Below are 12,883 nucleotides of genomic sequence, written 5' to 3'. Positions count from 1 at the left end.
AGGGAAGTGACCGTTCACCGAGCTACCCTTCGACAGGCTCAGGACATCGCCTCGGTGAACATTCACCGCTCCACCGGCAACCACAGCTCGCACGAGGCGTACGTCTCGGTGAGCTCGAGGTAGCGCAGGACGGACGGGCCGGGGCGGAGCCGCCACGGGTTCGACGGGAACCAGTCGGTCGCGGTGGCGGCCCAGAGCCGCTGCAGCGTCTCCGGGTGCGGGCCGCTGGAGGCGAAGACCGCCCAGGAGCCGGCCGGAACGGTGATGTTGTCGAGCCCGTCGGGCACCGTGACCGACGGCGTGACCGCGACCCCGTGCAGATAGGTGATCATCGACCCCTCCGGTGCATCGGGCGACGGGGACTCGGTGACGGCGAGGATGCCACGCGGGTCGGTGTCGTTGAGCTCCTTGAGCCGAACGTGCTCCGACGGCTCGAGAGAGGCGATGTGTGCCTGGATGTGCGGGTTCACGCCCTCGTAGATCAGCGGGACCTTGGTGGCGTGGCCGACCAGCCGCAGCTCGGGCATGTCGTTGATGGTGACGTCCATCGGGGTGCTCCCTTCGACGCTCAGGCGGAACCTGAGCGTGGGTTGTGTGCGTAGCGGACCACCGGATCGGCGTACGTCGGCGGGCGCCGAACCGTGCACGGCACGGAACGCACGCCCGAACGCCTCGGTCGAGCCGTAGCCGTAGCGCACCGCGACCTCCAGGAGGTCAGGGGCACCGCCCACCAGGTCGGCCGCTGCCAGGGTCATCCGGCGGCGGCGTACGTATTCGGACAGGGGCATCCCGGCCAGGGCCGAGAACATCCGGCGCAGGTGATACTCGGTGGTGCCGTGGTCGCGGGCGACCCGGGCCACGTCCACCTCGCCGGCGAGCCCGCTGTCGAGCTCTGCCTCGACCAGGTCGACCAGGGTGTTGAGCGTTCCGATCATGTGGTCCTCCTTTCGCCATCAAGCCTCGCCCGGGAGCAACCTCCGGTGCCCGACCTTTCTGGTCAGATTCAGTCTGGCCCGGTTCAGTCGGACCGAGAACGCAGCCGGAACGCCTGCAGGCGGGAGTAGCCCTTCACGCTCGTACGCCGCATCTTCTCGACCTGGAAGCCGTCTACGTCCTCGAGCGCGGCGGCGGCGTTCTCGTCGATGACCACCGACGAGGGCCGGGCCAGAGTCGTCAGGCGGGCGGCGATGTTGACCGTCGGGCCGAAGACGTCGCCGAGCCGGAGCACCACGTCACCGTAGGATATCCCGGCCCTGACGTGCGGAAACTGACTCTCGCGATCCTCTCCGAGGGCGGCCAGGTCCAAGGCTGTCCGGGCCGCAGCGGCGACGTCCTCGAAGGTGAAGAACACCCCGTCGCCGAGGTATTTGATCACCCGTCCGCCGTGCTCGACGACGACGTCGGAGCAGGTGTCCTCGAACTCCTCGACCCAGTCGACCAGCTCCTTGTCGCTGAGCCGCTTGGAGCGGGAGGTGTAGCCGACGATGTCGAGGAAGCCGACCGCCAGCGGCACCGCGGAGGCGTCCGCGACGGTGAGCATCCGCCGGGCGGCGCTGACCAGGTGGCGGCGCCAGACGTAGTCCTGCAGCGACTCGACGATCGGCAGCACCTGCGCGCTCAGTGCGACCAGGTCCTCGACCTCGTCGCCGCCCCGCTCCCGGGCGACCTCGGCCAGCAGCGAGGTCTGCCACTCGGCCAGGCGCGCGTAGGACCGTCCCCAGGTCCGTACGAGCGCGGCCTGCCGGTCCTCGCTGAGCACCCCGAGGCGTACGAGCTCCTGCGTCATCCGCAGCGCCTCGACATCGGCATCGGTGAAGGCGATCTCGTCCTCGCCCGCGTGCGGGAAGCCGAGGTGGTGCCAGAGGTCCTCGGTGACCTCCATCGGTACGCCGGCGGCATCCGCCACCTCGACGCGGGTCAGCGTGGGCGTCTGGCCGAGGACGAAGGACTCGACGACGGAGAGAGCCTCGGCCAGCTCGATGTCGGCCTCACGGCTACGTCCCTGGCCGAGGCTCTCGTCAGCCTGATCGTCGAGGGTCAGGAGTCGAACCTCTCCTTGGCGACCTTGTCCAGCGCCCGTGCGAACGACGGCATCTCGACGGACAGCTGCTGCAGCTTGTCGGCGCTGAGGTGGATCAGGTCGAGCGGGGTGAGCGCGACGATGGAGGCCGTACGCAGCGACCCACGCAGGATCGCCGCCTCGCCGATGATGTCGCCGGGACCGCACTGGGCGATCTCCTCCTTGTCCCGGCGGACCGAGACGGTGCCGTCGAGGATGATGTAGGCCTTGTCCGGCGGGGTGTCCTCCCAGATCGGCGACCAGCCCTCGGGCAGGTGCACGCGGGTGCCGGTGGCACTGATGTGCGCGATCTCCTTGGGCGTGAACATGGAGAAGAACGACTCGGTCACGAGGGTTTCCTTCGGGGTCGGCTGTGGGGTGGCTGCCGCGATGTGACGACAGTTACAGAGATCAACGATGTTCGTCTACAGGGGTTACCCGCGGGTTAAGCAACTATGCGGGCAGCGGGTCACGGGCGATCGGGCAGCTCATGCAGCGCGGGCCGCCGCGACCGGAGCCCAGCTCGGAGCCGGCGATCGCGATGACCTCGATCCCGGCGGCGTTCAGGGCCTCGTTGGTCTGCGTGTTGCGCTCGTAGCCCACGACCACGCCCGGCGCCAGGGCCAGGGTGTTGTTGCCGTCGTCCCACTGCTCGCGCTCGGCGGCGACCGGGTCGAGACCGGTGTCGACGTGGTGGAGCTTGTCGATGCCCATCGCCTGGGCGGCGACCTCGAGGAACGGACGCGGGGCCGCGATGTTCAGCCGACCGCCATCGGCGCCGGGGGTCACCGCGTAGGCCACCAGCGAGTCGACCGCGTTCGGGTAGACCACCATCTTGTCGGTGTTCACCAGCGTGGCGATCGTGTCCAGGTGCATCGTCGCGCGCTCCTGTGCGATCGGCACCGCGAGCACGGTGTGGGCGAGCTCCTCGGCGAAGACCTGGCGGGCGAGCCGCTCGGCCCCTGCGGGCGTGGTGCGCTCCCCGACCCCGACCGCGACCACACCGGGAGCCAGGAGGAGTACGTCCCCACCCTCGACGTGCTCCAGGTGGGCGCCGTGCAGCCGTGGGCTGTCCCGGAAGCGCGGGTGGAACTGGTAGATCAGCTCGGTCAGCGCGGTCTCGCGCTTGCGCGCAGGCATCGCCAGGCTCGTGACGGTCGCGCGGTCCCGGATCCACACCGACGAGTCGCGGGTGAAGAGCAGGTTGGGGAGCGGGTCGATCAGGAAGTCGTCGTGGGCGAGCAGGCTGGTGACCAGACCGTGGCCGCCGCGTACCTCGTCGTTGCGGATGCCCGCGGTCAGGTGGTCGGTCAGCTCGGCCGGTCCGGCGTCGGCGAGGGCACCGCTCAGGTAGTCCCGCAGGGTGTCGCCGAGGGTGAGCGAGCCCAGCACGTTCTCGAGCGCCAGCTTCCGCGCCTCGGGCACCTCGAGGGTCTCGGTGAGCAGGTCGGTCAGATAGAGCACCTCGACGTCGCGATCCCGCAGTGCGTCCGCGAATGCGTCGTGCTCGTCCTGGGCCCGCTTGACCCACGGAATGCCGTCGAAGAGCAGCTTGTCGTTGTTGCGCGGCGTCAGCCGGGTCAGCTCCCGGCCGGGCCGATGGAGCATGACCGTACGCAGTCGTCCGACCTCGCTGTCGGCGCCAAGTTCTACCATGCCGGGCAGCCTAGGCGACCCCCGCTCAGGCGAACACCTCGACCAGGGTCAGGATGCCCAGGGCGAGGCAGACGACGGCTCCGACGTAGTGCAGGACGTGCAGCTTGATGAACCGGAGCAGCGTACGTCCCAGCAGCACCGCGAGCCCCGACACCGCCAGCAGCGCGGCCCAGGAGCCGATGAAGACCGAGACCGGGTCGTGGTAGCGGGCCACCAGCGAGACGCTCAGCAGCTGGGAGAGGTCTCCCCACTCGGCGGCGAAGAGGACCATGAAGCTGGCCAGGACCTGGCGGAAGCCGCGAACGTCCTTGGCCTTGTCGGCGAACTCGCTGCCGTCGTCCTCCGTCGCGGTGCCGTGGTGGCGGCGCCCCTCGATGAACAGGAACACCGCGCCGCCGAGGAAGAGCAGAGCGGCGACGACGTGGATCACGTCGGTCGGGAGGAGCGTGGCCACCCCGCCGATCGCCACCGCGATGAGCGTCTGGATCGCGAACGCCGCGCCCACCCCGAGCCACACGAAGATCGGCCGGTACTTCGTCGACAGCACCAGCGTCGCCAGAAACGTCTTGTCGGGGAGCTCGACGACGAAGATCGCGGCGAAGGCCAGCGCGACGACGGTGATGTCCATCAGGGTTCCGTTCCAGTTCTTTACGTCCGGCCCTCATCCTCGCACCCCGCCGAGCCGTCGCTCGCGTCGGCCGAGACGTCAGGTACGTCGGTCGAGGCGTCGCCGGATGCCTACTCGTTCGCCGGGGCTGACGTGTCGGCCGACGTACGTGACGCTTCGGCCGACCGGGGTGACGCTTCGGCGAGGGCTTTCGCCTCGGCGAGTACGTCGATGGCGGGGCGGTCGAGGGCGGCGGCGGCGCGGGCCACGTCGTCCCACTCGGGCTGCAGGTTGACGACCTCGTCGTCGAGGCGGGCTGCCTTGACCGCGATCGGGTGTCCGCCGACGCTCACGGTCAGCATCTCGCGGGGCAGGGCGTGCTTGACGACCTCGTGCTCGCGTACGCCGATGGTCGAGGTCTCCCGGAAGAACACCCGCCGGACCGCGTCGGCGGCGGTGGAAGGAGCGAGGGCGTGGAGGGTGTAGGCCGGGCGCCCCTTCTTCATCAGGATCGGGGTGATCCAGGCGTCGTGCGCGCCGGCCGCCAGCAGCGCGTCGATCGCTCCCGGGATCAGCCGAGGTTCGAGATCGTCGATGTTGGCCTCGATGACGAGCTCGTTCTCCGGGGCGGGGGCATTTTCCCGCCATGGCGGGAAAATGCCCGCCTCTGCCGCAGGATCCGCCCGCACTTCCCCGCCATGGCGGGATTCTGCCTCCGCCCCAGCAGCCTCGCCGACCAGCACGCGGAGGGTGTTCGACCAGCCCTCCGGATCCTTGCTGCCCGCGCCGACCCCGATCGCCGCGGTCGTCATCGGCGGCTGAGCCCCCCAGCTCGTCGCGAGGGTGGTGAGCAGCGCGGCACCGGTCGGCGTGCACATCTCCATCGCCGGGTGTCCCGGCGGCCCCGCATAGGACGGTACGCCGGTGAGCAGCCGCGCCACGGCCGGCGGTGGCACCGGAAGGGTGCCGTGAGCGGCCCGGACCGAGCCCGAGCCGACCGCCACCGGCGAGACCACGATCTCGGTGCCGCCCAGGTGCACGAAGCCGGCGCACACCCCGACCACGTCGGCGATCGCGTCCAGCGCCCCGACCTCGTGGAAGTGGACCTGGTCCGGCGAGATCCCGTGGACCGCACCTTCCGCGACCGCGAGCCGCTCGAAGACCCGCAGCGCCAGATCACGTACGGCCTCGTCCAGAGCGGCGCCGGTCAACAGCGCCCGGACGTCGGTCCAGGTCCGGTGATGGGCCGAGTCCGCGATCGAGACGTGACACCGGGTCGCGGCGAGGGCGCCACGCCGCACCTGCTCGACGCCGAGATCCACGGGCTCAGGAGCGACCGCATCGACCGCGGCGGCGATCACCGGGAGCGGAACCCCGGCACCGAGGAGCGCGCCGAGCAGCATGTCCCCCGATGCTCCGGCGGAGGCGTCGACCCAGACGACGCTCACCGAGCCCGCCGCGCGATCCGAGCCGCGGCGACCCCGGCGCCGTAGCCGTTGTCGATGTTGACCACGGTCACGCCGGGAGCACACGAGTTGAGCATCGCCAGCAGCGCGGCCAGCCCGCCGAAGGAGGCGCCGTAGCCGACGGAGGTCGGCACCCCGATCATCGGCACTCCCACCAGCCCACCGACCACGGAGGGCAGGGCACCTTCCATCCCCGCGACGACGATCAGGCAGTCGGCTTCCTCGAGCCGGTCGCGTACGGCCATCAGCCGGTGGATCCCGGCGACACCGACGTCGGTGATCCGCTCGACACCGGCGCCGTGGACCCGGCAGGTGAGCGCAGCCTCGGCCGCGACCGGTCCGTCGGAGGTCCCGGCGGCGACGACGCACACCCGGCCCTGCGGGGTCGGCAGCGGCCCGAGCGTGACCGCGCGGGCCTCGGCATCGTGGACCGCCGTCGGCAGCTCGGCCGCGACCAGGGCGGCCGCCTCGGCGGAGACCCGGGTGGCCAGGACGGCGCGCGTGGGATGCGCCTCATGCAGCCGGCGAAGGATCGCGACGACCTGCTCGGGGGTCTTGCCGTCGGCGTACACGACCTCGGGGTCACCGGTGCGGCGCTCCCGGTCGAGGTCGACGCGGGCGAAACCGAGGTCGGCGGTCGGCTCGTCGTCCGGCATGACTCAGAACCGCGCCGGGTCGGCGGGATAGACCCCCAGCAGCTTCACGTCGGTGGTGAAGAAGGCCAGCTCCTCCAGGGCACGCTTCAGCCCCGGCTGGTCCGGGTGACCGTCGACCTCGGCGAGGAACTGCGTGGCGGTGAACTTCCCGTCCACCATGTAGGACTCCAGCTTGGTCATGTTGACCCCGTTGGTCGCGAAGCCGCCGAGCGCCTTGTAGAGGGCCGCCGGGAGGTTGCGTACGTTGAAGATGAACGAGGTCACCACCGGCCCGTTGTCGGCGGGAGCCTGGATGAAGTCGGGCGAGAGCACCACGAAGCGGGTGGTGTTGTGGTCGGCGTCCTCGATGTCGGTGGCGAGCACGTCCAGTCCGTAGATCGAGGCGGCCAGCGGCGGCGAGATCGCGGCCATCGTCGGGTCGCCCGCCTCGATCACCTCGCGTGCGGCACCGGCGGTGTCACCGGAGACGACCGGGGTGAAGCCGTGCTCCCGGATGATGTTGCGGCACTGGCCCAGCGCGTGGACATGGGAGTGGACCGTACGGATGTCGTCGAGGTGGGCGCCCGGAAGGCCGAGCAGGTGGAACCGGATCCGCAGGTAGTGCTCGGCGATGATGTGCAGGTTGGACTCGGGGAGGAAGTGGTGGATGTCGGCCACCCGCCCGGCCAGCGAGTTGTCGATCGGGATCATCGCCAGCGACGCCTCACCTGCCTCGACGGTCGCAAAGACGTCCTCGAACGAGGCGCACGGCACCGACTCCAGCTCGGGGTAGTGCCGTTGGCAGACCATGTGTGAGTTGGACCCTGGTTCGCCCTGATAGGCGATGCGATGTGGCTCGGACACAGTGACAGTCTAGATTCGCCCGTTGTGCTCGCTCTTGCCATTCTCAGTCTGCTGACAGCAATCGCCGCCCTGGTCTTCGCCGGAGCGGCCTGGCAGCGGACGAAGGACGTACGCCGCTCCGACCCTGTCGACATCGATTCGCTGCCGACCGACGTCGCCGGTCTGCGCGCCGAGGTCGCGGCCCTGCGCGCCGAGTCGGCGATGAACCTGCGCCACCTCGCGGTCGTGCGTTTCGACGCCTTCGGAGACGCCGGTGGCCACCTGAGCTGGTGCCTTGCTCTGCTCGACGACAACGGCGACGGGGTCGTGCTCACCTCGATCCACGGGCGCACCGAGGCGAGGTCGTACGCGAAGAGCATCAGTGGCTGGAAGTCGTCCCAGCTGATGTCGCCGGAGGAGACCGAGGCCGTCCAGCAGGCCAAGCCCAGGAGCTGATCCCGGGTCCAGGGCCGAAAACGACACCGGCACGCTCGGGCATGGCGGGGGAACCGTTCCGAGCGTGCCGGTTTTCAAACCCGGGCTGCGGGTGGGACGGCCCGGGAGTCGACCACTGGTCGCGGGGGATTTCCGACCAGTGTGTGGGTCTTGCACGTCACCGGCCGGAGTCAGGCTTGAGCCCAGCTGGAGACGCCGACTGGGCTGACGCCGAGTCGTGTCAGACACCTTATGAATATTTACTTGTCAACAAGACATCTGTCTCGGCGAGTCGGGCCCGAATTGACTAGAGAATCGATGCCAAACGTGCCGAAAGCACGCGGGAAATGGGACTTTAGGCCCTGATTCTCAGGACGTTCTACCCCATCGCGTGTCGTGTGGATTCGGGACCGAATCGGGACTCGTCCTCAGCGTGGCACGCGGACGAGCAGGCGCCCGGGAAGGCACTGCATCCGCAGTTCTCGGCCCTCGGAGATCGTGTCGCCGTCGAGCTGGCGCGGCTGGTCGTGGTTGGTCCGGATCACGACGCTCGCACCGGTCATCCGGTTGATCAGATTGTCGGTGCGCGGCCGCTTGCTCAGCACCCGGGCCGCGAGGGGGAGCCAGGACCAGAACCGCTGCGGATAGAGCAGCACCACGTCGATGAGGCCGTCGTCGAGCGCGGCCGCCGGCAGCAGCGGCATGTTCGCCTGGAGGTAGCCGACGTTGCCGACCACGACCGTGCGCGCCCGGTGCCTGGTGAACTCGCCGTCGTCGACGGAGATCTCCAGCCGCATCGCCGGGAACATCAGGCTCTTGAAGGCGGAGAGGACGTACGCCATCCAGCCGATCCGCTTCTTGATGTCCTCGTTGACGCCGCTCATGATCGCGGCGTCGAAGCCCATCCCGGCCATGACCAGGAAGTTGGTGTCGTCGAGTTTGTCCCCCGAGACCTCGACCAGGTCGATCGCCCGGTCCTGCCCGGTGAGCGCGACGTCGATCGCGGCGCGGATGTAGAGCGGGATCGACAGGTTTCGGGCCAGCAGGTTGCCGGTGCCGCCGGGGACGATCCCGACCGCGATGCCGGTGCCGGCCAAGGCGGAGCAGACCTCTCGTACGGTGCCGTCGCCGCCACACACCAGGACGAGGTCGGCGCCCTCCGCCTGGGCCGCTCGCGCCATCCCCTTGCCCGGGTCGTCGACCGTGGTCAGGTGCCAGGTCGGCGTCTTCCAGCCGGACTCCTTGGCCATCGTGGTGACCATCGTCTTGAAATGCTCGACCGACTCGACCTTGATCGGGTTGAGCACGACCGCGATCCTCCGGTTGCCGCGTACCGAGTCGACCAGCGGCCGCCGCCCCAGCGCGTGCGAGGCGGGCAGGGGCGTGTAGACGGCCATGCCGAGGAAGACGGCGCCGGCGGCGAAGAGGATCCCGCCGAGCACGTCGGAGGGGTAGTGGCGTCCGAGGAAGACCCGGTCGGCGGCGACGAGCACGACCAGCAGGATGAGGCCGGCATAGGCCAGGCGGCGGATGCCGCGGCGGCGTACGAACATCGTCACGACCACCGCGATCACGCCCGCCAGCACCGCGATCCCGGTCGCATGACCGGACGGGTACGACGGTGACTCGTGCAGCCACGACGTCAGCTGCCACACCGGCCGGTCCCGGTCGACGAGCAGCACGACCCCGCGGCGTACGACCAGCGTCACCACCACGACGCCGAGGACGTAGACCGCGGCGCGCAGGTAGGTCCGGAACAGTCCCGCGGCGACCAGGAGGGCGACGCCGACGGCGAGATACCACTCCGTGGCCACCTCGACGATGTGCCCGAAGTCGAGCATCCAGCCGTGTTCCGCCGTCACCGCCGTCGCGTCCCGGCCGAGCTCGTCGATCGTCGAGACCGGCGGCCACCCGTTGATCCCCGCGATCCCGATCAGGGCGCACAGAGCGAACAGCGAGGCCGCCCAGAGCAGCAGGGCGCGGCGCGAAAGGTCAAGCACGGTGAGTCAGTATGCGCGAAACGTCTTCCACACAGTGAATGAACGTGCTGGACAAAACCGCGGGTACGGCATGACGGAAAGCGCTATCGTGCGCTTTCCGCGCATGATTCGGGTCGGCGCCGGCACCCCTCGGTCCCTCGTCGTTGTGAGGTCTCTCATGCGCGCTCGCGCCTCCTCGTACGCCCTCATCGGGCTCCTGTCCGTCCCCGCCGTCGCCCTCGGCATCGGTGGCCTCCTCGCCGGCTCCGCCGCTGCGGCTGATGGTGAGTGTGGCGGCAAGCCCGTCACCGTCGACCTCAGCGTCGAGAGTCAGGTCCCGACCGAGGGTGACGACGTGATCGTGCTCGCGCCCGACCAGAACGTCAGCCTGCACGCTCTGGGTGGCAACGACGTCATCTGCTTCAGGCCCACCTCGAGCATCGGCACGGTCTATGGGGACGGGGGCAACGACACGATCTTCAGCAACTCCCGTGCGAACGCAGTTCGTGGAGGCGATGGCGATGATCTGATCCATGGCGGTGACACCACTGATCATCTCTACGGCGACGCCGGAGACGACGCCATCTACGGCGGCGCAGCGGCAGACGCAATCATTCCGGGTGCGGGCGCTGACGTGGCTCACGGAGGCGCTGGTGCGGACCGGATCCAGGTCACGTCGTCCGATGCTGCTGGTGACGTTCTCGAGGGAGGGTCTGAAGACACGTCGAAGGACACCTTCTACCTGTTCAGTTCGGCGTCGGGGATCACCTACGACATGACATCAGGCGTCACCTCATGGGCAGCCAGCGCTCACGGCTTCGAGGCAGTGACCGGCACGAACCACGCTGATGTGATCACCGGCACGGATGGTGACGACACCATCGATGCCGGGGCCGGCAACGACCAGATCGACGCCGGAGCCGGGAACGACACGCTTCAGGACGGTGCCGGTGAGGACGTCGTCCATGGCGGTGATGGCGACGACACCTTCCTCGGCAATGGGAATGGTGCGTACGCCGACTATGACGAACTGTGGGGCGACGGTGGGAACGACACGATCACCGGCGGCGCCTACGGGGCGCAGGATCTGATCAGCGGTGACGCTGGCAACGACACTTTGAGCAACGGCGTGGGCTCGGGACGCGTGTTTGGCGGGCTCGGGGACGACGAGATCACCCTTGCGGGCGATATGAGCTCGAGGGCGTTCGGCGGTGACGGGAGCGACACGATCCATGTCGGGGCGATCGGCGGCGACGCCAACGGCGGCAACGGCAACGACACGATCTACGGAGGGTCCACGTCACTCTCCGCCAACGGCGACGCCGGCGACGACAAGATCTATGGAGCAGCGAAGTCCAACTACCTCCGGGGCGGCGCCGGGAACGACCTCATCGAAGGCGGAGCCGGCAAGGACGAGCTGATCGGTGGTCCGGGTCTCGACTCGATCCACGGCAAGGCTGAAGCCGACACGATCTATGGCGACGAGGACTACTACAGCCCGACCGTCGGCTCCGCCGACAGCATCGACGCCGGGGACGGCAACGACACCGTGAAGGGCGGGCCCGGGAACGACACGGTGCGCGCCGGAGACGGCGCGGACACCGTGGTCGGCGAGTCCGGGAGCGACCGTCTGCTCGGTGACGGCGGCAACGACCGAATGAAGGGCGACACCGACAACGACACGATCGAAGGCGGTAGCGGCAACGACACCTTGGAGGGCGGCAACGGTGCCGACTCCCTGCGTGGTGACAGCGGCGACGACGTCCTGGCCGGCAACGACGGCAACGACGCGCTGAACGGCGGCACGGGGATCGACACCGCCTCGTACGTCACGGCCTTCAACCCCGTGACGGTGACCATGTCCAAGGCGACCGGCGGTGGCGGCACCGACACGCTCGTGGGAATGCAGAACCTGAAGGGCAGCCCCTACGCAGATCGTCTCATCGGCGACGGTGGCGCCAACGTACTCCTTGGCGGAGGCGGCAGCGACACGATCTTCCCCGGCCTCGGCAACGACCGCGCGGAGGGTGGCTCAGGCACCGACACCGTCGCCTACTCGAACGTACGCAACGGCGTGAAGGTCGCGCTCAACACGACCTCGGTGCAGTCGACCGGCGCGGGAGCGGATCGCCTGCTGACCTTCGAGCGGCTGACCGGCACGAACTACGCAGACGTCCTGCGGGGCAACAGCGGAGCCAACAAGCTTGTCGGCCTTGGTGGCTCGGACCGGATCGAGGGCGGCTCAGGCAATGACTCGCTCTACGGCCACTCGGGCAACGACCGGCTGATCGGCGGCTACGGCCGCGACTACGGCGACGGCGGCACGGGCCGCGACAGCAGCTCGTCCGTCGAGCGGCGCGTACGCATTCCGTAGCCCCCGAGGTACGGGAGAGGTACGGGTTCGGGCGGCAGCACCGACTTGGGAAACTGGCCCCTTTGAGTTCAGAGCAGAAGAATCGAGAGGGATCCATACAGTGAAGACATCGGTGCGGTTGCGCATGGGCGGCCTGCTGGCAGCAGCGGCTGTGGCAACGGGTGGACTGGTGGCGGTGGACGCGGGCACGGCGCCTGCCGACGCCGCGGTCAGCTGCACGATCAGCAGCCCGAAGACCGTACGTCCCGGCAACACCGGCAGCTGCGTGACGCTGCTCCAGAAGGTGCTCGGTGGGCTCAAGCCGGACGGTTCGTTCGGGTCGGCGACCACCGCCCGGGTGAAGGAGTACCAGCGGGCGAAGGGGCTGTCGGCCGACGGCATCGCCGGGTCGCGTACCTGGTCGAAGATCAGGGCGGGTATGTCCGGTGCCGGCACGATCGTCTCCTCGAGCGCCACCGCTAACTGGTACGCCTGCGTCATCGTCCGCGGTGGCCAGTCGATCCGCTACACCGTCACCAACAAGCGCAGCACCGGGTGGAAGCAGGCCGTGATCAAGACCAGCGGCTCCCTCGCGGACCCAGTGATCCACGGCTCGATCCCCAGCAAGGGCACGCGTTCGACGGCGTCGAACTCCGGGTTCCCGAAGACGTACGCGACATCGGCCTCCTACATCACCTACACGGGTGGCTCGTACTTTACCAACGACAGCTATGCCTACAACTTCACCGACGTGAAGGTCTACCGCTCGTGGCTGCGCCCCTGCGGCAAGACCAGCCCGGTCTACTGGTGACCGGTCGATTACTGAAGTGAGATCTGGTGGTCCGGTCGA

12 protein-coding genes are annotated in these 12,883 nt (G+C 69.0%); 3 read left to right on the top strand and 9 right to left on the bottom strand.

Features of this window, described 5'->3' with window-relative positions; genetic code table 11:
• Positions 1 to 62: 62 nt before the first annotated feature.
• From ACIRON_RS24540 to ACIRON_RS24505, 8 genes are all read right to left on the bottom strand, one after another.
• Positions 63 to 935: a GyrI-like domain-containing protein gene (locus tag ACIRON_RS24540; protein WP_402996380.1), complete on the bottom strand. Its 873-nt coding sequence runs from the start codon at positions 933 to 935 to the stop codon at positions 63 to 65.
• Between the two features lie 83 nt (positions 936 to 1,018).
• Positions 1,019 to 1,906 (bottom strand): adenylate/guanylate cyclase domain-containing protein, encoded by an 888-nt coding sequence (locus ACIRON_RS24535; protein ID WP_402996378.1) that lies wholly within the window; start codon positions 1,904 to 1,906, stop codon positions 1,019 to 1,021.
• 131 nt (positions 1,907 to 2,037) lie between these two features.
• On the bottom strand, positions 2,038 to 2,409 hold the full coding sequence (locus ACIRON_RS24530; RefSeq protein WP_091044321.1) for a cyclic nucleotide-binding domain-containing protein: 372 nt from the start codon (positions 2,407 to 2,409) through the stop codon (positions 2,038 to 2,040).
• Between the two features lie 103 nt (positions 2,410 to 2,512).
• Positions 2,513 to 3,715 carry an arginine deiminase gene (locus tag ACIRON_RS24525; RefSeq protein WP_402996375.1) on the bottom strand — a complete coding sequence of 401 codons (1,203 nt, stop codon included), beginning with the start codon at positions 3,713 to 3,715 and terminating at the stop codon, positions 2,513 to 2,515.
• Between the two features lie 25 nt (positions 3,716 to 3,740).
• Entirely contained in the window at positions 3,741 to 4,343 is a 603-nt protein-coding gene (locus tag ACIRON_RS24520; protein WP_402996373.1) for a TMEM165/GDT1 family protein, read from the bottom strand.
• Between the two features lie 110 nt (positions 4,344 to 4,453).
• Positions 4,454 to 5,770, bottom strand: a complete 1,317-nt coding sequence (gene larC, locus ACIRON_RS24515) for a nickel pincer cofactor biosynthesis protein LarC (protein WP_402996371.1) — start codon at positions 5,768 to 5,770, stop codon at positions 4,454 to 4,456.
• Positions 5,767 to 6,444: a nickel pincer cofactor biosynthesis protein LarB gene (larB, locus tag ACIRON_RS24510; RefSeq protein ID WP_402996369.1), complete on the bottom strand. Its 678-nt coding sequence runs from the start codon at positions 6,442 to 6,444 to the stop codon at positions 5,767 to 5,769. The genes larC and larB overlap by 4 nt, the downstream gene beginning before the upstream one ends.
• A gap of 3 nt (positions 6,445 to 6,447) precedes the next feature.
• Complete coding sequence (locus ACIRON_RS24505; protein WP_402996367.1) at positions 6,448 to 7,287, bottom strand: prephenate dehydratase; 840 nt, start codon at positions 7,285 to 7,287, stop codon at positions 6,448 to 6,450.
• A gap of 24 nt (positions 7,288 to 7,311) precedes the next feature.
• Here ACIRON_RS24505 and ACIRON_RS24500 point away from each other — a divergent pair, with 24 nt between their 5' ends.
• Positions 7,312 to 7,722, top strand: coding sequence for a DUF4446 family protein (locus ACIRON_RS24500; protein WP_256328482.1), 411 nt, complete (start codon positions 7,312 to 7,314; stop codon positions 7,720 to 7,722).
• A 407-nt stretch (positions 7,723 to 8,129) separates the two neighbouring features.
• Here the strand turns inward: ACIRON_RS24500 and ACIRON_RS24495 are convergent, their stop codons facing one another.
• Positions 8,130 to 9,701 (bottom strand): YegS/Rv2252/BmrU family lipid kinase, encoded by a 1,572-nt coding sequence (locus ACIRON_RS24495; RefSeq protein WP_402996365.1) that lies wholly within the window; start codon positions 9,699 to 9,701, stop codon positions 8,130 to 8,132.
• Between the two features lie 157 nt (positions 9,702 to 9,858).
• Here ACIRON_RS24495 and ACIRON_RS24490 point away from each other — a divergent pair, with 157 nt between their 5' ends.
• On the top strand, positions 9,859 to 12,054 hold the full coding sequence (locus tag ACIRON_RS24490) for a calcium-binding protein (RefSeq protein ID WP_402996363.1): 2,196 nt from the start codon (positions 9,859 to 9,861) through the stop codon (positions 12,052 to 12,054).
• A gap of 100 nt (positions 12,055 to 12,154) precedes the next feature.
• Positions 12,155 to 12,844, top strand: coding sequence for a peptidoglycan-binding protein (locus tag ACIRON_RS24485; protein WP_402996361.1), 690 nt, complete (start codon positions 12,155 to 12,157; stop codon positions 12,842 to 12,844).
• Positions 12,845 to 12,883 lie beyond the last annotated feature (39 nt).

Origin of the sequence: Nocardioides sp. NPDC101246, assembly GCF_044767415.1 — a bacterium.
Taxonomy (GTDB): Bacteria; Actinomycetota; Actinomycetes; order Propionibacteriales; family Nocardioidaceae; genus Nocardioides.
Note: the sequence above shows the minus strand (reverse complement) of the source record. Positions and strands in the feature narration are given on the sequence as shown.